This is a genomic window from Bacillus coahuilensis m4-4 (assembly GCF_000171615.1).
Taxonomy (GTDB): Bacteria; Bacillota; Bacilli; order Bacillales; family Bacillaceae_K; genus Bacillus_T; species Bacillus_T coahuilensis.
In genome coordinates, this window is the sequence record NZ_ABFU01000030.3 from 76,288 (window position 1) to 97,613 (window position 21,326).

A 21,326-nucleotide genomic window follows, 5' to 3' on the forward strand; every position below is an offset into this window, starting at 1 on the left:
AGAATGTCAACACAACAATCATATGTTAAAATGTCTGATGGTCACTCGATCTATATGACAATTTGGGATTGTAAAAATCCTAAAGGTGTCATTCATATCCTTCATGGTATGGCGGAGCATATCAACCGTTATGATTCATTTGCGAAATTTTTAGTAACTGAGGGGTACTGTGTAGTAGGCCATGATCATAGAGGTCACGGGAAAACCGCTGAAAAAAATGGGCAATTAGGGTATTTCTCAGATTCTGATGGTTTTGAACGAGTCGTTCGCGACGTTGGGGAAGTTCAAGAAAAAATAAAACAGCTATATCCAGCAAATCCGATCATTTTATTTGGTCACAGCATGGGTTCCTTCATTGCAAGGAGGTATATTCAAGTCAATGATACAGTGTTAAGTGCCTGTGTTCTTTCAGGGACCGGAGGAGATCCTGGAATCCTTGGTTTACTAGGTAGAGGGATTGCTAAAATGGAAGCGAGAATCTATTCAAAGAAAAAAGTTAGTCCACTTCTTGATGCTCTATCTTTTGGGGGATTTAATAATAAATTTAAACCAACCAAAACGAAATTTGATTGGTTATCTCGAGATGAAGAGAAAGTAAAAGAATATATTGAAGACCCCTTATCTGGAAATATTTCTACAGTAGGTTTTTTTATCGATTTACTTGAAGGTTTAAAGACCATACATAAGGATGAAGAGGTAAAAAAAGTAAATTCTTCTCTGAAGATACTCCTGATTAGTGGTGATCAAGACCCTGTTGGAAACGGTGGAAAAAGTGTTTGGCAAGTTGCCAATCAATTCAAAAAGAATGGTATCCAAGATGTAGAAGTTAGGCTTTATGAAGGAGCGAGACACGAGTTGTTACATGAAACCAATCATGAACTCATTTATCAAGATATAGTTCATTTTATAAAAAGTGTTAGTGAATTGAATAAATAATACATTGGAAGGGAATACTATATTAGTGTTTCTTCTAATGTAATGTATATACTCGAGAAGATTGATAGAAGGCAGTGAGTACATTGACAAAAGAAAAGCTACTCGTCATTATAGGTCCAACAGCTGTTGGAAAGACTGAACTAAGTATAGAAGTGGCGAAAAATTATAATGGAGAAATTATTAGTGGTGATTCTATGCAAATTTACAAAGGGATGGACATAGGTACCGCTAAAATTAAAGAAGAAGAAATGCAAGGGATTCCTCATCATCTAATTGACATCAGGGACCCTTCTGAAAGCTTTTCTGTGGCTGAATTTCAAAAAGAAGTAAGAACAAAAATTAAAAGAAATAACCTCTAGAGGGAAATTGCCTATTATAGTTGGAGGTACTGGTCTTTATATTCAGTCCGTCCTTTTCGATTATCAGTTTTCAGAGGAGCCTAGTAATCATCCTATAAGAGAATCTCTTGAACTCAGATTACAAGAACAGGGGATTGATCCATTATTTAGAGAATTAGAGCAACTGGATCCAGCCTCTGCACGAAACATTCATCCGAATAATTATAGAAGAGTCGTTCGTGCTTTAGAAGTGTATCACACAACGGGAAAAACCATGAGTGAGCATCAAGCAAACCAATTGAAGGATCCTCTTTATAACGTAACCCTTATTGGTTTAACCATGGACAGAGAGAGACTGTATGAACGAATAAATTATCGTGTGGATTTAATGATGGAAGAAGGGCTTTTAGAGGAAGTTACACGTCTATATGAAGCTGGCGTAGAAGGAGTGCAGTCCATTCAAGCCATTGGATACAAAGAGATCTATGACTATTTGGAGGGTAGAGCCACATTAGAAGATGCTATTTCTACCTTAAAACATAACTCAAGAAGATATGCAAAGCGACAATTGACGTGGTTCCATAATAAAATGGATGTTCATTGGTTCGATGTAACCAAATTATCAAATAAGGGAAAAAAATGAAATCATTTCGTCCTTTTTAGCAGGAAAGCTTTAAGAAAAAGCGAAATATACAATGTAGAGAGAATAGAGGAGGATTTTTCATGAAACAAGGGATTAATATTCAAGATCAATTTTTAAATCAGTTAAGAAAAGATAATACTTCTGTTACGGTATTCTTATTAAATGGGTTTCAAATTAGAGGGGTAGTTAAAGGATTTGATAATTTTACCGTATTATTTGAATCTGAAGGGAAACAGCAATTAGTGTATAAGCATGCCATTTCTACATTTGCACCTCAACGAAATGTCCAAATCAATTTTGAAGAATAAATCAGGGGTAAAAACAGTTGTCTTACATCAAGACAACTGTTTTTTATTTGCCGCAGCTATCTTCCTAAAAACACCTAACCTTCATAAAAAGCGGAGTGATGTCATAATATTAATTGAATCTCTACGACTTATTTTTATTATTATAGAATAGGATAATAAGAGATGAATATTTCTCGGGAAAGCGCAGGAGACGACAATTCACGCGTTATGCTAAAAAAACGTCAAAACATGTCTATTTATGCACACTCTCAAAAGGTTGGTGAGGTGAGGGATTTGGCTGATTCTAAGCGTTACTCCAATAAAAGTCAAATAAATATTGTTCTGCAAACCAAAAATAATCATGAAATAAAAGAACCTCCAAAAATTGAACGATCAAGCATACAAGACATATCTTCAGAGCATTCCATCCTGAAAGAAGTAGAAGCGGAGCTTGAAAAATTAGTAGGAATGAATGACATGAAAAAAATGATTAAAGAAATATATGCGTGGCTTTATATTAATAAAAAGAGAGAAATGTTTGGGCTTAAAGCAGGAAAACAAGCGTTACACATGATGTTTAAAGGGAATCCTGGTACCGGAAAAACGACTGTAGCGAGAATAATTGGTACACTATTCAAAAGATGGGAGTTTTATCTAAGGGACATTTGATTGAAGCAGAACGAGCGGACTTAGTGGGTGAATATATTGGTCACACAGCTCAAAAAACAAGAGATTTAATAAAAAAAGACACATGGAGGCATTCTATTTATAGACGAAGCTTACTCATTGGGGAGGGGTGGAGAGAAAGATTTCGGTAAAGAAGCAATCGATACACTAGTCAAACATATGGAAGATAAGCAGCACGAATTTATTCTAATATTAGCAGGATATGTTCGTGAAATGGATCATTTCCTTTCACTTAATCCTGGATTGCATTCACGTTTTCCTTTAGTATTTCATTTTAAAGATTATAGTGTCAATCAATTAATGGAAATTGCAGATAGAATGGTAGAAGAAAAGGATTATAAGTTGAGTAAGGAAGCCGAGAGAAAGATCATTGAGCACTTAACGGAAATGAAAGGTATTCATTATTCTTCTACTTTTTCAAATGGACGATATGTACGAAACATTATTGAAAAGTCTATACGTGCCCAAGCGATGAGATTACTGATGCTTGATCATTATGACAGAGATGATCTAATGTACTTGAGAAGTAGTGATATCGTATTAAAAGATTAAAATAAGCCTTTTGGTTGAATATATACCTACATGGGTATATAATTTACAAGCAACCTAAAGGAGGCAGAAAATATGAATAGTATAGATACGAAAGAATTAAAAACATTACTTGATAATGGGAGTCCAATTGAGCTTTTAGATGTCAGGGAGGCAGCTGAAGTTCGTGAAGGAAAAATACAAGAGGCTAAGAATATTCCCCTTAGTTTATTAGAGTTTAGACTGCATGAATTGGATAAATCAAAAGAATACCACGTCATTTGTCTCTCTGGTGGTAGAAGCCAAATGGCTTGTCAAACTTTAGAAAACCAAGGATTTAAAGTGGTAAATGTCATGGGTGGTATGATGAGCTGGGATGGCAAAACCGTTTAATAAGGGAATGGACTTTGTTAATTTAATAAAAAGAATAGAACGAGCCTTAATCTGAATAGAGATTAAGGCTCGTTCTGATTGTATTCATTATGCTGTTAATCCCCACCTAACATATCAAATGTGCGACGAAGAACACTTCCTTCTCCTTCATTTCCACCGTTATGGGGCATACTTGAGAACACTCTTGAAGCTAAACGGCTAAATGGTAACGATTGAACCCATACAGTTCCTGGTCCTTTAAGTGTGGCAAAAAATAAACCTTCTCCTCCAAATAAAGCGGTTTTAATGCCTTTTACAAATTGAATATCGTACTCTACATCTTTGTTAATGCCACTAAACAACCAGTGTCCACACGAAGCGTTTCACCTTGCTGTAATTCGACCTTATGTAATGTTCCACCTGCATGTACAAAGGCCATTCCATCTCCTTCAAGCTTTTGCATGATAAAGCCTTCTCCACCAAAGAAGCCTGTCCCTAATTTCTTTTGAAAGGCCACCCCAACGGATACTCCTTTTGCAGCACAAAGAAAGGCGTCTTTTTGACAGATCACTTTACCGCCTAATTCACTTAAATCAAGGGGAATTATGCTACCAGGATAAGGAGAAGCAAAGGAAACTTTCTTTTTAGAACCTCCATCATTTGTGAAAGCGGTCATAAATAAGCTTTCACCTGTTAGTAGCCTCTTCCTGCGCCCATTATTTCCCCATAAATCCACCTGACTGACTTGAGCCATCTCCAAAAATTGTTTCCATTTCAATAGAATCTTCCATCATCATTAAGCTACCTGCCTCAGCAATAACCGTTTCCTTTGGATCTAATTCAACTTCTACAAACTGCATGTCATTTCCATGGATAACATAATCAATTTCATGATTATTCATTACAATCCCTCCTATTCATTATTAGTGTACTAAATATGAGAGAAGATATTTGTCAAAATTTTGTGAAGAAGTTAAAGTCAACAAAAAAACCTCTAAAGTGAGGTTTTCGGTTGTTGCTCCTGTAATGTTCTGTTTGGGAGTCTCCACTTAAATGTATAACTGAACACCCTTAAAATTACTGTTAAGATAAATAAAAGATAGAGCTCTAGGGGAGAGTTTACATAGTCTAAACCAATTAACACTCCACATAAAATGGCCCATGCTGCATATATTTCTGCTCGAAGAACTAATGGCTTTCGACCAGCTAAAACATCCCGAATCATTCCACCACCGCTACCAGTTAATACAGCTGCAACAATAATGGCGCTTAAGGGATGATTCATATCAGCAGCATATAAAGCACCTTGAATAGCAAATGCAGATAAACCAATGGCATCGAAAAAATTCCCCCATCTTTTCCATGTCTTTAAGAAGCCTTGTGGAAATAAAAAAACAGCGGTAATAGAAAGAAGGGCAATTTGAAATAATAAACCTTGCTCCCATAATGCAGATACAGGCACACCAATTAGCAGATTTCTAATAGCACCTCCACCAAAAGCAGTAACAATTCCTAATATATAAACTCCTAAAATATCATATTCTTCTTCTATTGCAATAAAAGCACCAGAAACAGCAAATGCAATAGTCCCAATTATGCTCAACATTTCCCATGTCATGATCCATTTCTCCTCAAAGGTTCCACAATAATGTGATTTACATCCTAGAAAATTTTATCATGTGAAGAGCGGTTTGCAACCCTTTTCTTACAATATTTTAAAAGAACTTAACATAGTGTTATGAAAAGAAATTTGGTATGATGAATTTTAATATGTTGGAAAGAAGAGAGGGCACAATTTGAGTAGTGTACTAAATGAAAAAGTTATTATAGTTGGTGTAAATATTGGACTGGATGAAGAACGATTTCTTTATTCATTAAGTGAACTTTCCTCATTAACTAATACTGCAAATGGCACTGTTGTAGCAACGGTTACACAAAATCGCCACCGAGTCGATACGGCAACATACATAGGTAAAGGTAAAGTAGAAGAATTAGTCATTTTAGAAGAAGAGCTTGAACCAGATTTAATTATTTTTAATGATGAGCTAACTCCAAGTCAAGTTAGAAACATTTCAACCTTTGTAAAAGCAAAAGTTATAGACCGTACCCAGCTGATATTAGATATTTTTGCTCAAAGAGCGCGGTCAAAAGAAGGGAAGCTGCAAGTTGAGCTAGCTCAGCTTCAGTATTTACTCCCTCGGTTAGGAGGACAGGGGTTAGTATTATCCAGGCTTGGTGGAGGAATTGGGACAAGAGGACCGGGTGAAACCAAGCTTGAATCTGATCGGAGGCATATTAGGAGAAGAATTGATGATATAAAAGCTCAATTGTCTTCAGTTGTTAAACATAGAGAACGATATAGAGCGAGACGAAAAAAATACATGTCTTTCAGGTCGCAATCGTTGGATACACTAATGCGGGAAAATCGACATGGTTTAATATTCTTTCTTCAGCTGAATCGTTTGAAGAAAATTTATTATTCGCAACGTTAGATCCAATGTCACGAAACATGTCACTCCCTTTAGGCTATCAATGCATATTAACAGATACAGTTGGGTTTATCCAGGACCTTCCTACTACGTTAATCGCTTCATTTCGTTCAACCTTAGAAGAAGTAAAAGGTGCAGATTTATTAGTCCATATCGTCGACAGTTCTAATACCGAATTTGCACATTTAGAGCGCACAGTACTAGATTTATTAGAAGAATTAGAGATGAATACGATCCCATTACTAACAGTCTATAATAAGAGTGACCAAACGGCTGAAGGATTTATTCCGATTGCTTCAAATGATCATATTCATGTATCTGCAAAGTCTGATCAAGATCCAATCATTTTTAAAGAAGCCATTCAAACACAAGTGTTGAAACAAATGGACCGCTATACAGCATTAATTCCTTCTAAAGATGGGGACATTTTAGCTTATCTTAAAGCGGAAACCATCATAAAAGCTATGGAGTACCAAGAAGAATCCAATTCATATCAACTTATTGGATATTGTTTAAAAGACCATCCTGTAAATGGAGTTATTAAGAAATATAGTTAAGAGGAGAACAAAATGTATACGTTTTTACAACATGGTAGTAAGCTTCAATCAATCATTGAAAAAATAGAGAAAAAAATTAGAACTCCATCATAAAGATATCGATCTTCGAAGTGAGGAGAACCAGTTTAGAGTTTTAAATAGTTATAGAAAGCATAAAGTAAGTGATAGTCATTTTATTCCAACAACTGGATACGGGTATGATGATAACGGAAGAGACACGTTAGAATCAATTTATGCTGATGTTTTCGGTGGGGAGGCAGGATTGGTAAGACCTCAAATTATCTCCGGAACGCATGCAATATCCACTGCCCTTTTTGGTGTGTTACGACCTGGTGATGAACTTCTCTATATGACCGGTAGACCGTACGATACATTAGAAGAGATTGTTGGAATTAGGGGGAAAGGTACAGGATCACTGAAGGAATACCAAATTGGGTACAAATCTATTCCTCTTCTTCCAGATGGAAGAGTTGATTTTACCAGTGTACAACGTGCCATTAAACCTACTACAAAAATGATTGGTATTCAAAGATCAAAAGGATATGCTAATCGTCCTTCGTTTTCTATTGCAGAAATTCAAGAAATGATTTCATTTGTAAAAGAGATTAAACCCGATGTGGTTGTTTTTGTTGATAATTGTTATGGTGAGTTTGTAGAGACAAAGGAACCTTGCCATATTGGAGCAGATTTAATTGCTGGATCTCTTATAAAAAACCCTGGTGGCGGCTTAGCAAAAACAGGTGGATATATTGTAGGAAAGAAAGAATGGGTAGAAGCTTGTTCGTATCGTTTAACATCACCTGGAATTGGGGCAGAAGCAGGTGCATCTCTATATAGCCTTCAAGAGATGTATCAAGGTTTTTTTATGGCACCTCATACGGTTGCGCAATCACTTAAGGGTGCTATATTTACAGCAGCCTTTTTAGAAGAATTAGGGATGAAAACCGAGCCAAAGTGGAATGTAAGAAGAACGGATTTAATTCAATCCGTCGAATTCAACGACAGAGATCGAATGATTGCTTTTTGCCAAGCTATTCAATCTGCATCACCGATTAATTCTCATTTTCTACCATTACCTAATTATATGCCGGGATATGAAGATGACGTCATCATGGCTGCTGGAACGTTTATTCAAGGAGCAAGTATTGAACTTACTGCTGATGGTCCATTACGTGATCCGTTTGTTGCTTACGTTCAAGGAGGACTTACATATTCACATGTAAAAATTGCTGTAACCATAGCAATTGATCAATTACTTGAGAAAAAATTGATAAATATTTAGGTTATAGAAGTAAAAACAGGGTAGCTTATTAATGCTACCCTGTTTTATTTCAACGTGTTATATTTCCTAACATATTGTTGACATATTTTCTAACATTACATATAATAACTTATGAAAGGGAAGAGAAAGGAAGGATGCACGATGGGTGGTAGCAATATTCGTCGCACAATGCCTCTATTTCCAATGGGAATTGTGATGCAGCTAACGGACTTAACAGCTCGTCAAATCCGTTATTATGAAGAGCATGAACTAATTCATCCGGCTCGTTCTGATGGAAATCGACGCCTCTTTTCCTTAAATGATATTGACAAGCTGTTAGAAATTAAAGATTTATTAGACGAAGGAATGAACATGGCTGGCATAAAGAAATTTATGAATGTCAAGCCTACTAAAGAACAAAAGAGTGAAGCAAAAGAAAATGAGAAAGCTAGACGTGACCTTTCTGATGAAGAATTAAGGAAATTATTAAGAAATGAATTTCTTCTTCAAGGCCGATATCAAAAAGGCATCAGACCTGGGGATATGTCACGCTTCTTTCATTAATAGAGGTAGTCGTTTTTAAACAACGAAATCTACCATTTATAATTTAGAGGAGGAATTTAGGATATGGGTAAGTATACTCGTGAAGACATTACGCGCATAGCACAAGAAGAAAATGTAAGATTCATCCGTTTACAATTCACTGACATTTTAGGGACTATCAAAAACGTTGAAATTCCAATGAGTCAATTAGAAAAAGCGCTTGATAACAAAATGATGTTTGATGGTTCATCCATTGAAGGGTTCGTACGGATTGAAGAGTCTGATATGTATCTTTATCCAGATCTAGATACTTGGGTAGTGTTCCCATGGACTGCAGAAAAAGGTAAAGTCGCTCGATTGATCTGTGATATTTACAAACCAGATGGTACACCTTTTGATGGAGATCCTCGATCAAATTTAAAACGAATTCTCAAAGAAATGGAAGAACTAGGGTTTACAGACTTTAATCTTGGGCCTGAGCCTGAATTTTTCTTATTCAAGCTTGATGCAGCTGGTGAGCCTACGCTTGAGCTAAACGATAGTGGTGGTTACTTCGACTTAGCTCCAACTGATTTAGGTGAAAACTGTCGCCGTGATATCGTTCTTGAACTAGAAGAAATGGGATTTGAAATTGAAGCTTCTCACCATGAGGTTGCTCCTGGACAACATGAAATTGATTTCAAATATGCAGATGCAGTAAGAGCATGTGATGACATCCAAACATTCAAACTAGTTGTAAAAACAATTGCTCGTAAACATGGTCTTCATGCAACATTCATGCCAAAACCATTGTTTGGCGTTAATGGATCTGGAATGCACTGTAACCTTTCTCTATTCAAAGATGGGGAGAATGCATTTTTCGATGAAAAAGGCGATTTACAGTTAAGTGAAACAGCCCGCCAATTTATCGCAGGTGTTATTAAAAATGCAACAGCGTTTACGGCTGTAACAAATCCAACTGTTAACTCTTACAAGCGTCTAGTTCCTGGTTATGAGGCACCTTGTTATGTTGCTTGGTCTGCAGCTAACCGTAGCCCGTTAATCCGTATCCCGGCTTCACGTGGACTTAGTACACGCGTTGAAGTACGCTCTGTCGATCCATCTGCTAATCCGTATTTAGCAATGGCCGTATTATTACGTGCGGGGCTTGATGGTATTAAAAATGGACTAAATGCTCCAGCTCCAGTTGACCGTAACATTTATGTTATGAACAAACAAGAGCGTGAAGCAGAAGGAATTGCTGATCTTCCTGCTACATTAAAAGAAGCGTTAGTTAACTTACAAAACAATGAAGTCATCAGTGGAGCTCTTGGTGAGCACATCCTTGAGCATTTCATTGAGGCAAAAGAAATAGAATGGGATATGTTCCGTACGCAAGTTCACCCTTGGGAGCGAGAGCAATACATGCAGCAATATTAATGATAAAAAGGCTAACTCGATTGCGATTGAGTTAGCCTTTTTATTTACTTGTTTTCGACTGTCAGTTGAAAAAATAAGTTAAAAACTGACGAAGTGATAGTTTTTATTATTTTTAATGGTTATCGTATGACAACTTCTGTCCCGATAGAAATAATAGTTGCTAACTCCACAACATCTTTGTTATACATCCTAATGCATCCAAGTGAAACATTTTTTCCTATTGATGAAGGATTATTTGTTCCATGGATCCCGTAATGCTCCTTAGAAATACTCATCCACATCGCACCGAAGGGCCCGCCTGGGTTAGGAGCTTTATTAATGATAATATAGTTCCCTATAGGAGTTTCTGAGGCTATTTTTCCAACGGCAATGGGATATGTTTTATAAACGGTATTGTCCTTGTATAATGTTAAGGTATGGTCTTGCCTATTGATTAATATTCGAAATGGGTTTGACGGGGAGTAAGGGATAGAAGGAATAAGAATACGTTGACCTATGATAATCATATCAGGGTTTATTTGTGGGTTAGAGGAAAGAATAGATGAGATTGGGACTCTGTAATCTCTCGAAATCTGATAGAGAGTTTCTCCCTTCTTAACTATATGGGTAAACATAATGCCCTCCTTAGAATAAAGATACGATACTTAAATGTATGAAAGAAAGTTTAACTTAGAATAAAAAAAGACAGCTTTAGGCTGCCTCTTTTAGAAATACTCTATTAAAAAACGGTACGATATAAGCCGATCACTTTACCCAATATTGTTACATTTTGTAGAAGAATTGGTTCCATTGAAGAATTTTCAGGTTGTAGGCGAACAAAATGTTCTTCTTTGAAGAAGCGTTTACATGTTGCTTCATCTTCATCTGTCATAGCAATAACGATATCGCCATTATTTGCATTTTTTTGTTTGTTTTACAATAACATAATCGCCATCTAAAATACCTGCTTCAATCATACTGTCTCCCATAATTTCAAGCATGAACACTTGCTCGTCTATTGGAGCCATACTTTGGGGGAGAGGAAAAAATTCTTCTACATTTTCTATAGCAGTAATAGGTAATCCTGCTGTAACTTTACCGATCAAAGGTACGTTTACCACTTGTTGCTTAGGAATTAGGTCTTGCTCTAAATCTAAAATTTCAATCGCTCTAGGTTTAGTAGGATCTCTTCTAATCAATCCTTTGCTTTCTAATCTAGCTAAATGACCATGAACAGTAGAACTTGATGCAAGCCCCACGGCTTCTCCAATTTCTCTTACGGAAGGGGGATATCCCTTTCCTTTAACTTCATCTTTAATAAAATCAAGAATTTCTTGTTGACGCTTTGTGATTTTTGTCATGAAACCCACCTCGACTATTCACTTTCTATTACTATTAGTATATCATGCTATATTAATAGACACAAACATAAGTTCGAATATTTGTTGACAACAAACATTTGTTCGTATATCTTTATTATAGAAAGGCGAACAAATATTCGAGGTGATAGAAAATGTTAAAATACCAATTAAAAAAGAATGGGTTTATACTTTCATTCATAATCGTAACTGTTCTTCTAAGTATCTACATAATAGAAAAAGATAGGATTGATCAACCAAATCAATCAGAATATATTACAGTAGCAGTTAAGTCAGGAGATTCACTCTGGTCAATTGCCAACCGTTTTTCAACTCTTCATGGACTAAATTATGATCAATTTGTTACGTTAACAACTCAGCTTAATCGACTTTCAACAAGTGAAATTCAAGCCGGGCAAGAAATCATACTTCCTATCAAAAGGACAGACTATTTACAATCTGAAAAAAAAGATGTTCAATTAGTATTACAACAAGAATAGAGGGTATTTCATGAATTGCATCATTTACAGTAGGGTTAGTACTACTAAAGATACTCAAGAAACATCATTAGAAAGACAAGAACAAGAATTGTTACATTTGGCCAATATGTGGGCATTTACTGTAATTGATTGCATCCAAGATCAATCTAGCGGATATGATCTTGAAAGAGAAGGACTGTATTCATTATTAGATCAAATTAAAGAGGGCAAAATAGATGCTGTTCTCATACAGGATGAAACGCGTTTAGGCAGAGGTAATGCAAAAATAGCGTTAATTCATTTTCTCCGAAAGGAAAATATTAGACTTTTTAGTATATCTCATAATGGTGAACTTCAATTATCTGAGTCTGATTCAATGGTATTGCAAATTGTCAGTATGGTGGAAGAACATCAGAGAAAATTACATAATATTAAAATTAAAAGAGGAATGAATAGGGCGATTCAAAATGGTTATACTCCTCAAAATAACTTAAAAAACAAAGGGAATTTGGAAGGAAGAGAACGAATCGAATTGCCAATTGAAGAAATTGTGAAATTAAAGCAAAACGGACTTACGTTTAAAGAAGTAGCAGCGACGTTAAGAGGGTTTGGATACAATGTGTCGAAAGCAACCGTTCACAGAAGGTACAAAGATTGGGAACAATCTAGAGTAGATGAGTTGTCAGAGTAACTAATTTCTAGTAACATGACAACATCACGTTTTATTTGTGAACGAAAGGGTGAAAATATGCTAAATCCAGATAAGCTGGCTAGGTTAAACGAATTATCTAAAAAGTCTAAGACTAAAGGATTATCTTCTAGTGAATCTGCAGAACAAGCAGAATTACGACAACAGTATCTTTCCAATTTTAGGAAATCTATGAAAAATACAATTGAGAATACCCGAATAGTAGATCCAAACGGAAATGATGTTACACCGGAAAAGGTTAAGAAAATTCAAAACCAACGTAATTTACATTAAATAACTGTTCCTGTTACAGGAACAGTTATTTTTCTTTTTGTTATTTTAGTTGGAATTTGTCAAATTTCTAGTATTTATACCTTGATTCATAACTACATTTTTACGGGGAATACTAATTTCGTCAATCATACTAGTTGTCAGACAACTAAAAGAAGATTATAGTAAATGTAAGTTCATATTTTATGACAATGAAAGGATGTAGCACTATGTTTGATAAAATTGATCAACTTGCAGTTAACACCATTCGAACACTATCAATTGATGCAATTGAGAAAGCGAATTCAGGACATCCAGGGATGCCAATGGGAGCAGCACCTATGGCGTACGCCCTTTGGACGAAAGAAATGAATCATAATCCTTTAAATCCATCGTGGTTTAATCGCGATCGATTTGTACTTTCAGCAGGACATGGTTCCATGCTTTTATATAGCTTGCTTCATTTATCAGGATATGATTTACCTATGGAAGAAATTAAAAATTTTAGACAATGGGGAAGTAAAACACCCGGTCATCCAGAATTTAAACATACTGTTGGAGTTGAAGCAACTACAGGTCCTTTAGGGCAAGGAATTGCGATGGCAGTAGGTATGGCGATGGCAGAAAGACATATGGCAGAAGTATATAACAAGGATAATTTTAACCTTGTAGATCACTATACATATTCTATATGTGGCGATGGCGATTTAATGGAAGGTGTATCAGCTGAAGCAGCTTCATTAGCAGCACATCTTCAACTGGGTCGACTTATTGTTATGTATGATAGCAATGATATTTCTTTAGATGGTGATTTAGATAAATCATTCTCTGAAAGTGTAGAAGGACGTTTTAAAGCATATGGATGGCAATATATCCGTGTAGAAGACGGAAACGACTTACACGCTATAACAAAAGCTCTACAAGAAGCTAAAGCAGATCAAACTAAACCTACATTAATTGAGATTAAAACAGTTATTGGGTTTGGTTCGCCTAATAAATCAGGTACAAGTGGAGTACACGGTGCACCATTAGGTAAAGATGAAATCTCTTTGACGCGACAAAGCTATACGTGGGAATTCGAGCATGATTTCCATGTACCTAATGAAGTATATGATAGATTTAAACAAGAGATTGTTGAAGATGGTGAAGCAAAAGAGAAAGCATGGAATGATATGTATGAAACATACAAAGAAAAACATCCAGAGCTTGCACATCAATTTGAAGTTGCTTTAAAAGGAGAATTACCTGAAGGATGGGATTCAACTATCCCTACTTATGAAGAGGGTTCTAGTTTAGCTAGCCGTGCATCTTCTGGAGAAGTACTTAATGCTATAGCTAAAAATGTGCCTAGCTTTATTGGTGGATCAGCTGATTTAGCAGGTTCTAATAAAACCATGATTAAAAATGAAGCAGACTATACTCCAGAAAACTATGGTGGACGTAATATTTGGTTTGGGGTAAGGGAGTTTGCAATGGGAGCTGCAATGAACGGGATGGCTCTTCACGGGGGTGTGCATGTATTTGGTGGTACATTCTTTGTATTTAGCGATTATTTACGTCCTGCCATTCGATTAGCCGCTCTTATGGGACTACCTGTAACATATGTATTTACTCACGATAGTATCGCTGTTGGAGAAGATGGTCCTACACATGAGCCAATCGAACAATTACCATCACTTCGCGCAATGCCGAATTTATCGGTTATTCGCCCGGCAGATGGAAACGAGACAGCGGAAGCTTGGAAATTAGCTCTAACATCGAAGGACCAACCAACCGTTCTAGTTTTATCTAGACAAGATCTACCAACAATGAAGAATTCCGCTGTATTAGCAAAAGATGGAGTCGCTAAAGGCGCATACATTGTTGATGCAAGCGAAAAAGAAACACCCGATGCCCTATTACTTGCATCAGGATCAGAAGTAGGTCTTGCTCTTCAAGCCAAAAAGCTTCTACTTCAGCAAGGGATTCATGTTAATGTTGTCAGTATGCCATCTTTTGACCGTTTTGAAAAACAATCAAAAGAATATAAGCAGTCAGTGTTACCTAAAGGGGTTAAAAAGCGACTAGCTATAGAAATGGCAGCTCCATTTGGTTGGGATCGCTATGTTGGAGATGAAGGAGAGATCTTAGCCATTGATGGCTTTGGTGCTTCAGCTCCTGGTGAAAAAATTATGGAAGAGTACGGATTTACACCAGAAAATGTGGTGGCTCGAGTAAAATCACTATTATCTAATTAAGTATGGGAAGAAGGCTAATCCAATAGATTAGCCTTCTTTTATAGATAGGACAACCATACATATTCGACAAAAGAAGAAAAACTTTTCTGCATTCTTTGACAACCTCTTTTAAACTTACTCCGTATAATAGTAGGAAAGGATAAAAGAGGTGGAAAAATGAGAAACTATCGAATTTATTGGATAAAAGAAGAAGTCGCTCATTTCTTTCATGGTAGAGAAAGGTTATTTTTTCTTTATTTCAAGATTATGAAATAACAAAACACGAAGCTCTTCGTGATATTTTAGCAAGTCAAATTAATTATATTTCAATTCCTCTTCCATACTTACCTACTTATCGATTTATACATCAACAGTTGCACGGTTCTGAAGAATTTTCAATGAAACAGCAATCCTATGAAATACTATTTCCTGAATATAATAGCGGGGCAAGATTAGTGATTTTTGAACGTTATTTTCTTATCAACGCATGGGGATACTATGATGCAGAAGCTTACTTTTTTTGAAAAGACTAAAAAGTTTGAAGGTAAGCTCCTAGCTATAAATCTAGAGCAGGAGGAATTTGGTTGGGTAAAGCCAATTAAACAAAGAAAATTCGTATAAGGGAAGAAAATCCGAACGAACTATTGTATAATACAATAGTGTTTAGTACACTGTCTTATAGACAACATGAAGGAGGAAATAGAATGCTTTGGTTATACATTCTAGTAGGTCTGCTATCTCTTATTGCGGGTCTTGCACTAGGATTTTTCATAGCACGTCGTTACATGATGAACTATCTTAAGAAAAATCCACCTATCAATGAGCAAATGCTACGCATGATGATGATGCAAATGGGTCAAAAGCCATCTCAAAAGAAAATCAATCAAATGATGAGTGCAATGCAAAAACAAATGAAATAAGCGAAAAACACCCCAAATTGGGGTGTTTTTTACGCTCGATTGCAAACCACTTAAAATTATAGTATCTTCCCAATTATTAAACTATTTGGTAAACTTATCTAGATTTAGTTTCAAATAAATGGGGTGGATACATGAGAATATTTAAAGATTTATGGTGGTTTTTTGTTCAAGAGAAGAAAGCTTACGGTATTGGTATTCTTATGCTCCTTTGTGTGGCTCTATTAGAACTTGTACCACCTAAAGTTATTGGAATTGTAGTAGATTTAATCATTACAAACGAATTGACCACTAGAAATTTATTTCTGTGGAGTATTGTTCTCATTAGTGCAGGAATCTTCATGTACGGACTTCGATATGTTTGGAGAGTTATGATATTTGGAGCGTCCGTTAAACTTGCTAAGCAATTAAGAGATGACATGTTTTCTCATTTTACAAAAATGCCCCCCTCATTTTAACCAAAAAAAACGTACAGGAGATTTAATGGCTCATGCCACAAATGATATCCAAGCGGTTAGAGAGACGGCAGGTGCAGGAGTATTGACGTTAGTTGATTCTTTAGCAGTCGGTGGATTTGTGATCATTACTATGGCGTCCACCATCAGTTGGAAATTAACAGTCATCGCATTACTACCAATGCCTATAATGGCTATACTTACAAATTACTACGGAACACTGCTACATAGTCGGTTTCATTTTGCTCAAGAAGCGTTTTCCCACTTAAATGATAAGACTCAGGAAAGTATTAATGGAATAAAAGTAATGAAGACATTTGGGCAAGAATCAAAAGATGTGGAATCTTTTTCAAAGCAGTCAGAAAACGTTGTTGAAAAGAATATGTCTGTGGCAAAAGTGGATTCTTTATTTGACCCAACCATCTCCATTATTGTTGGGATATCTTTCTTTCTTTCGATTGCATTTGGTTCTCGTTTTGTCATGAATGATGAAATGACTCTAGGAGAGCTCATTTCATTTACAACTTATTTAGGTTTGTTAATCTGGCCAATGCTTGCGTTTGGTTGGTTATTTAATATTGTTGAGAGAGGGAGAGCTAGCTATGATCGAATCCAAACTCTTCTGAGGGAAAAATCGGATATAAAAATGGGGGAAGATCTTGTTGATAATCAACCTATTGGTTCTCTGGAGTATCAAGTTGAGGAATTTTATTACCCAGATTCAGAAACAAAAGCTTTATCCCAAATCTATTTTACTTTAAATAAAGGACAAACCTTAGGGATTGTAGGAAAAACCGGAGCAGGAAAAACAACATTATTAAAGATATTGATGAGAGAATACAGTCTTACGAATGGATGCATTATATTCGCGAATAAAAGCATTGAGCAATATACGTTACGTTCATTAAGGGAGTCAATCGGTTATGTTCCTCAGGATCATTATTTATTTTCAATGAGTGTACGAGATAATATTGCCTTCGGCGTTCCGAATTCAACGGATGAAGAAGTCTATTCGGCGTCGAAGCTAGCGCATATATATGAAGACATCCAAGACTTCACCCGCGGGTTTCATACGATGGTAGGAGAGAAGGGTGTATCACTTTCTGGTGGACAAAAACAAAGAATTTCAATAGCTAGAGCCATCCTGATGCAACCGGAACTACTTGTTTTAGACGACTCACTAAGTGCAGTGGATGCAAAAACGGAAGAAGCCATACTAACTTCTTTAAAAAATAATAGGAAAGACCAAACGACCATCATTACAGCACATCGTATGAGTGCTGTCCAACATGCGGATCTCATTATTGTGTTAGATAAAGGAAAGATTGCTGAAAGAGGTACACATGAAGAATTAATGAAATTAAAAGGAATGTATTATGATATGTACTTATTACAGCAGTTGGAATCAAAAGTGGAAGAAGGTGATCGCCATGAATAAGCAAGAGGAGCTTTCACCTAAACATCAACGGGGGGTATTCTTGAGGTTAATGACCTATGCATTACCGCATAAGAAAAGCATAGTTCTTGCTTTTGTATTATTACTAATAGCTACTTTAGGAGAGGTGGCAGGTCCACTACTAGTCAAAGTGTTTATTGATGATTATTTATCTCCTAAAAATTTCCCCTTTACACCATTAATACTCTTAAGTGGAGTCTACATAAGTATTCAGGTACTGAATTCAGTTGTCAGTTACTTTCAGTTAGTAAAATTTCAAGAAATAGCTCTTAAAATTATTCAGCAGTTAAGAATCGATGTATTTTCCAAGGTTCAAAATTTAGGGATGAGCTATTTTGATAAAACGCCTGCAGGTAGTATCGTGTCAAGGGTAACAAATGATACAGAAGCCATTAAAGATATGTTTGTCAGTGTGCTTGTAACTTTTATCCAAAGTAGTTTCTTAATGATAGGAATTTTTATTGCCATGTTTTCATTAAATAGGACATTAGGTTTAATATGCATCGTCTTATTACCTATCATATTATTAATTATTCGAACATACAGAAAATTAAGTTCGATTTTTTATTCAGATATGAGGGAGAGATTAAGTGAACTAAACGCAAAATTAAGCGAGTCCATACAGGGAATGAAGATGATTCAAGCGTTTAGACAAGAAGATAGATTAGTAAAAGAGTTTTCACAGATAAACGGCCGCCACTATGAATCAGGTTTAAAAAATATTAAAGTAGATGGATTATTATTAAGGCCCGCAATGAATTTACTTTACGTTAGTATTTTAGTCGTTATTCTTAATTATTTTGGAGTGACTCATTTACAAAGTGGTATTGAGATTGGAGTATTGTATGCTTTTGTAAGCTATATCGATCGTTTTTTTGAACCCGTAAATCAAATTATGATGAGACTTTCGCTGTTTCAACAAGCAATTGTTTCTGCATCTAGGGTGTTCAAACTACTAGATGAGAAAGAATTAAGTCCACAGCAAGAAAATAAGCCATTTGTAATTGAGCAGGGGACAATTGAATTTAAGAATGTATCATTTTCGTATGATGGTAAAAAAGATGTGTTAAAATCTATTTCATTTAAGGCGAGCCCTGGACAAACCATAGCTTTAGTAGGTCATACAGGAAGTGGTAAGAGTTCTATCATTAATTTATTTATGAGGTTTTATGAGTTTGATCGAGGAGACATTTTAATAGATGGTATATCCATTAAACAATATCCACTTCAAGAACTACGGCAAAAAGTAGGGTTGGTGTTACAAGACCCTTTCTTATTTTATGGTACAATTATGGACAATATTAAATTATATAATGAAACTATAACAGATGATATGGCAAAAGAAGCGCTAACTTTTGTTGAAGCGACTTCTTTTGTAGAATCATTACCGGGTAAATACCTTCATAAAGTGGAAGAACGTGGATCCACATTTTCAAGTGGACAACGGCAATTACTAGCATTTGCACGTACGATGGCGGTGTCACCGAGTATTTTAGTATTGGATGAAGCAACTGCAAATATTGATACGGAAACAGAGGAACTCATTCAGTCTTCTTTAAAGAAAATGAGGTATGGGAGAACGACCATTGCCATTGCTCATCGATTATCTACCATTCAAGATGCAGATGAAATTCTTGTGTTGCATAAAGGAGAGATTGTAGAAAGAGGTAATCATCAGCAATTATTAACTCATGAAGGACTATATTACAACATGTATTTATTACAAAACAAACATAAAAGTAGTACCTATTAATTTATATGGAAAGAGGCTGGTTCCTATATAGGAATCAGCCTCTTGTATTATAAGTTTACTTAAGTTGTAGGGGATAATTTTTTTGATAAGTATAGCTTATTATATTCATTAAGTAATTGATCAAGTTCTTGACTTACTTCAATAGCCGCAAGAGAAGTAAGACCTTGCTCTGCTGCTATACTCAATAATTCTTTTCTCTTGCTTTCTATTTTATCAAGAAGAATAAGTTTCGTCACAGCAAGTTTCCCTTTCTCTCAAACGAAATACAGTACAAAATCTGTAAGTATAGTATAATAGAAAATAAAAGATAGTTCAAAGTAAAATTGTATCCTTTATAAAATTGGGGAACTTGTATGACGAGGATGTCACAAATTGTTCACAGGTGATGCAGGTCTATTTTTATTTTATCTCTGTTAAAATAAAAGGAACTGCATAGATTAGGGGTGTGTATTTTTAAATGGAAAATGTATCAATCATAGTAGCTTTAGGAGCAGGGTTTCTTAGTTTTATCTCACCATGCTGCTTACCACTTTATCCAGCTTTCTTATCATATATTACTGGAATGTCTATACAAGAATTAAAAGATGAAAACCCCATGCTTAAAAAAGAATAGCTTATTACATACTTTATTCTTTTTGTCAGGGTTTTCTATTATATTTATTGCTTTAGGCTTTAGTACCTCTTTCATAGGAAGAGTATTTATTGAAAATCAAGATTTCATTAGACAAATTGGTGGTATTATTATTGTTGTGTTTGGGTTGGTTATTGTTGGTGTGTTTACCCAGGTTTTTAATGAAGGACCGTCGTATTGAATTTAAGAATAGACCTAGCGGATATTTTGGGTCGGTTTTAATAGGACTTGCCTTTGCTGCAGGATGGACACCGTGCACAGGCCCAATATTAGGGACTGTTATAGCTTTAGCTGTAGAAAATCCTGAACTAAGTACTGTGTATATGTTTTCTTATTTTCTAGGTTTTGCTATACCGTTTATCTTGCTTTCTTTCTTTGTTGGACATATGAAAGTCATTAAACGACATAGCCAAAAATTAGTCAAAATAGGTGGTTACATTATGATAGCATTTGGTATTCTGCTTTTCTTTGATCTTTTTACTACAGTAATTAGTTATCTAACGACACTTACTGGTGGCTTCCAAGGGTTTTAATGATAATTGAACCAATCCGAGGAGGATTTAGTTTAATTAGAAAAATAGGTTTGAAGTCCTGTGGTGTGTGGTGTTATAGTAAAAAAGTATTAATTGTAAGTTAGGTTAGTAATAAGGAGGATTTCATCATTGGCAAGAATACTGATTGTAGACGATGCGAAATTTATGCGACTAACGCTAAAAAATATGTTAGAGAACGGTAGTCATGAAATTGTTGGTGAAGGTGAAAATGGTCAAGAAGCAATAGATCTATACCGTGAGTTTAAACCAGACCTCCTTACATTGGATATTACAATGCCAGTTAAATCAGGTTTAGAAGCATTAAAAGAAATACATACAGAGTTTCCTGATGCAAAAGTTATTATGTGTTCTGCTATGGGGCAGCAAAAAATGGTGGTAGAAGCCATAGAAAGCGGTGCCAAAGACTTTATTGTGAAACCATTTGATCAAGCCAGAGTCTTAGATTCAATATCCCGTGTTTTAGAATAAGGTAGCTAGAGCCATAAAACGGCTCTTTTTTTATTTATTTTC

At 35.6% G+C, this 21,326-nt stretch carries 16 protein-coding genes and 8 pseudogenes; 19 read left to right on the plus strand and 5 right to left on the minus strand.

Translation table 11 applies throughout. The features are described 5' to 3' along the window. Positions 1–3: 3 nt before the first annotated feature. From M44_RS08255 to M44_RS08275, 5 genes and pseudogenes are all read left to right on the plus strand, one after another. The gene (locus M44_RS08255; protein ID WP_010172638.1) at positions 4–936 is read left to right on the plus strand and encodes an alpha/beta hydrolase; all 933 of its coding nucleotides are present in this window, start codon (positions 4–6) and stop codon (positions 934–936) included. A 74-nt stretch (positions 937–1,010) separates the two neighbouring features. Next, positions 1,011–1,917, plus strand: a pseudogene (gene miaA / locus M44_RS21580) (tRNA (adenosine(37)-N6)-dimethylallyltransferase MiaA). Positions 1,918–1,997: 80 nt separating this feature from the next. Beyond that, the gene (gene hfq, locus M44_RS08265; RefSeq protein ID WP_010172641.1) at positions 1,998–2,225 is read left to right on the plus strand and encodes an RNA chaperone Hfq; all 228 of its coding nucleotides are present in this window, start codon (positions 1,998–2,000) and stop codon (positions 2,223–2,225) included. Positions 2,226–2,453: 228 nt separating this feature from the next. Beyond that, a pseudogene (gene spoVK / locus M44_RS21585) lies at positions 2,454–3,443 on the plus strand (stage V sporulation protein K). A 72-nt stretch (positions 3,444–3,515) separates the two neighbouring features. Beyond that, a complete protein-coding gene (locus tag M44_RS08275) occupies positions 3,516–3,812 on the plus strand; it encodes a rhodanese-like domain-containing protein (RefSeq protein ID WP_010172642.1) in 297 nt (98 codons plus the stop codon). Positions 3,813–3,907: 95 nt separating this feature from the next. Here the strand turns inward: M44_RS08275 and M44_RS21590 are convergent. Then, a pseudogene (locus M44_RS21590) lies at positions 3,908–4,693 on the minus strand (TIGR00266 family protein). A 92-nt stretch (positions 4,694–4,785) separates the two neighbouring features. Continuing rightward, positions 4,786–5,409, minus strand: coding sequence for a trimeric intracellular cation channel family protein (locus M44_RS08285; RefSeq protein WP_010172644.1), 624 nt, complete (start codon positions 5,407–5,409; stop codon positions 4,786–4,788). 178 nt (positions 5,410–5,587) lie between these two features. On the opposite strand from M44_RS08285, the pseudogene hflX reads away from it, so the two are divergent. The 4 genes and pseudogenes from hflX (at position 5,588) to glnA (ending at position 10,060) form a co-directional block, all read left to right on the plus strand. Continuing rightward, positions 5,588–6,837, plus strand: a pseudogene (hflX, locus tag M44_RS21595) (GTPase HflX). 12 nt (positions 6,838–6,849) lie between these two features. Next, a pseudogene (locus M44_RS21600) lies at positions 6,850–8,119 on the plus strand (methionine gamma-lyase family protein). A gap of 141 nt (positions 8,120–8,260) precedes the next feature. Next, entirely contained in the window at positions 8,261–8,662 is a 402-nt protein-coding gene (locus M44_RS08300; protein WP_010172648.1) for a MerR family transcriptional regulator, read from the plus strand. Positions 8,663–8,725: 63 nt separating this feature from the next. Next, positions 8,726–10,060 carry a type I glutamate--ammonia ligase gene (gene glnA, locus M44_RS08305; protein WP_010172649.1) on the plus strand — a complete coding sequence of 445 codons (1,335 nt, stop codon included), beginning with the start codon at positions 8,726–8,728 and terminating at the stop codon, positions 10,058–10,060. A 119-nt stretch (positions 10,061–10,179) separates the two neighbouring features. Here the strand turns inward: glnA and M44_RS08310 are convergent, their stop codons facing one another. Further along, a complete protein-coding gene (locus tag M44_RS08310) occupies positions 10,180–10,674 on the minus strand; it encodes a L,D-transpeptidase family protein (RefSeq protein WP_010172650.1) in 495 nt (164 codons plus the stop codon). 104 nt (positions 10,675–10,778) lie between these two features. Then, a pseudogene (lexA, locus tag M44_RS21605) lies at positions 10,779–11,400 on the minus strand (transcriptional repressor LexA). Positions 11,401–11,552: 152 nt separating this feature from the next. Between lexA and yneA the strand changes: the two are divergent. The 8 genes and pseudogenes from yneA (at position 11,553) to M44_RS08360 (ending at position 19,631) form a co-directional block, all read left to right on the plus strand. Then, on the plus strand, positions 11,553–11,897 hold the full coding sequence (gene yneA, locus M44_RS08320; protein WP_010172651.1) for a cell division suppressor protein YneA: 345 nt from the start codon (positions 11,553–11,555) through the stop codon (positions 11,895–11,897). Between the two features lie 10 nt (positions 11,898–11,907). Then, complete coding sequence (locus M44_RS08325) at positions 11,908–12,567, plus strand: YneB family resolvase-like protein (RefSeq protein ID WP_010172652.1); 660 nt, start codon at positions 11,908–11,910, stop codon at positions 12,565–12,567. Between the two features lie 57 nt (positions 12,568–12,624). After that, a complete protein-coding gene (locus M44_RS08330; RefSeq protein WP_010172653.1) occupies positions 12,625–12,858 on the plus strand; it encodes a DUF896 domain-containing protein in 234 nt (77 codons plus the stop codon). 206 nt (positions 12,859–13,064) lie between these two features. Continuing rightward, positions 13,065–15,071, plus strand: a complete 2,007-nt coding sequence (gene tkt / locus M44_RS08335; protein ID WP_010172654.1) for a transketolase — start codon at positions 13,065–13,067, stop codon at positions 15,069–15,071. A 224-nt stretch (positions 15,072–15,295) separates the two neighbouring features. Beyond that, positions 15,296–15,574 carry a sporulation inhibitor of replication protein SirA gene (sirA, locus tag M44_RS29880; RefSeq protein ID WP_081447462.1) on the plus strand — a complete coding sequence of 93 codons (279 nt, stop codon included), beginning with the start codon at positions 15,296–15,298 and terminating at the stop codon, positions 15,572–15,574. A 180-nt stretch (positions 15,575–15,754) separates the two neighbouring features. Further along, on the plus strand, positions 15,755–15,970 hold the full coding sequence (locus tag M44_RS08350; RefSeq protein WP_010172658.1) for a YneF family protein: 216 nt from the start codon (positions 15,755–15,757) through the stop codon (positions 15,968–15,970). Positions 15,971–16,101: 131 nt separating this feature from the next. Then, a pseudogene (locus M44_RS21615) lies at positions 16,102–17,860 on the plus strand (ABC transporter transmembrane domain-containing protein). Next, positions 17,853–19,631 (plus strand): ABC transporter ATP-binding protein, encoded by a 1,779-nt coding sequence (locus M44_RS08360; RefSeq protein ID WP_010172661.1) that lies wholly within the window; start codon positions 17,853–17,855, stop codon positions 19,629–19,631. The pseudogene M44_RS21615 and the gene M44_RS08360 overlap by 8 nt, the downstream one beginning before the upstream one ends. Before the next feature lie 59 nt (positions 19,632–19,690). Here the strand turns inward: M44_RS08360 and M44_RS21620 are convergent, their stop codons facing one another. Beyond that, the gene (locus M44_RS21620; protein ID WP_010172662.1) at positions 19,691–19,867 is read right to left on the minus strand and encodes an aspartyl-phosphate phosphatase Spo0E family protein; all 177 of its coding nucleotides are present in this window, start codon (positions 19,865–19,867) and stop codon (positions 19,691–19,693) included. Between the two features lie 221 nt (positions 19,868–20,088). Between M44_RS21620 and M44_RS21625 the strand changes: the two are divergent. Both M44_RS21625 and M44_RS08375 read left to right on the plus strand, forming a co-directional pair. Beyond that, positions 20,089–20,795, plus strand: a pseudogene (locus M44_RS21625) (cytochrome c biogenesis CcdA family protein). 129 nt (positions 20,796–20,924) lie between these two features. Beyond that, entirely contained in the window at positions 20,925–21,284 is a 360-nt protein-coding gene (locus M44_RS08375; protein ID WP_010172663.1) for a response regulator, read from the plus strand. Positions 21,285–21,326 lie beyond the last annotated feature (42 nt).

What these genes read in the sequence shown, in the direction of transcription:
- M44_RS08255 (WP_010172638.1), top strand. Translation starts at nt 4, where the DNA reads ATGTCAACACAACAATCATATGTTAAAATGTCTGATGGTCACTCGATC.
- hfq (WP_010172641.1), top strand. Translation starts at nt 1,998, where the DNA reads ATGAAACAAGGGATTAATATTCAAGATCAATTTTTAAATCAGTTAAGA.
- M44_RS08275 (WP_010172642.1), top strand. Translation starts at nt 3,516, where the DNA reads ATGAATAGTATAGATACGAAAGAATTAAAAACATTACTTGATAATGGG.
- M44_RS08285 (WP_010172644.1), bottom strand. Translation starts at nt 5,409, where the DNA reads ATGACATGGGAAATGTTGAGCATAATTGGGACTATTGCATTTGCTGTT.
- M44_RS08300 (WP_010172648.1), top strand. Translation starts at nt 8,261, where the DNA reads ATGGGTGGTAGCAATATTCGTCGCACAATGCCTCTATTTCCAATGGGA.
- glnA (WP_010172649.1), top strand. Translation starts at nt 8,726, where the DNA reads ATGGGTAAGTATACTCGTGAAGACATTACGCGCATAGCACAAGAAGAA.
- M44_RS08310 (WP_010172650.1), bottom strand. Translation starts at nt 10,674, where the DNA reads ATGTTTACCCATATAGTTAAGAAGGGAGAAACTCTCTATCAGATTTCG.
- yneA (WP_010172651.1), top strand. Translation starts at nt 11,553, where the DNA reads ATGTTAAAATACCAATTAAAAAAGAATGGGTTTATACTTTCATTCATA.
- M44_RS08325 (WP_010172652.1), top strand. Translation starts at nt 11,908, where the DNA reads ATGAATTGCATCATTTACAGTAGGGTTAGTACTACTAAAGATACTCAA.
- M44_RS08330 (WP_010172653.1), top strand. Translation starts at nt 12,625, where the DNA reads ATGCTAAATCCAGATAAGCTGGCTAGGTTAAACGAATTATCTAAAAAG.
- tkt (WP_010172654.1), top strand. Translation starts at nt 13,065, where the DNA reads ATGTTTGATAAAATTGATCAACTTGCAGTTAACACCATTCGAACACTA.
- M44_RS08350 (WP_010172658.1), top strand. Translation starts at nt 15,755, where the DNA reads ATGCTTTGGTTATACATTCTAGTAGGTCTGCTATCTCTTATTGCGGGT.
- M44_RS08360 (WP_010172661.1), top strand. Translation starts at nt 17,853, where the DNA reads ATGAATAAGCAAGAGGAGCTTTCACCTAAACATCAACGGGGGGTATTC.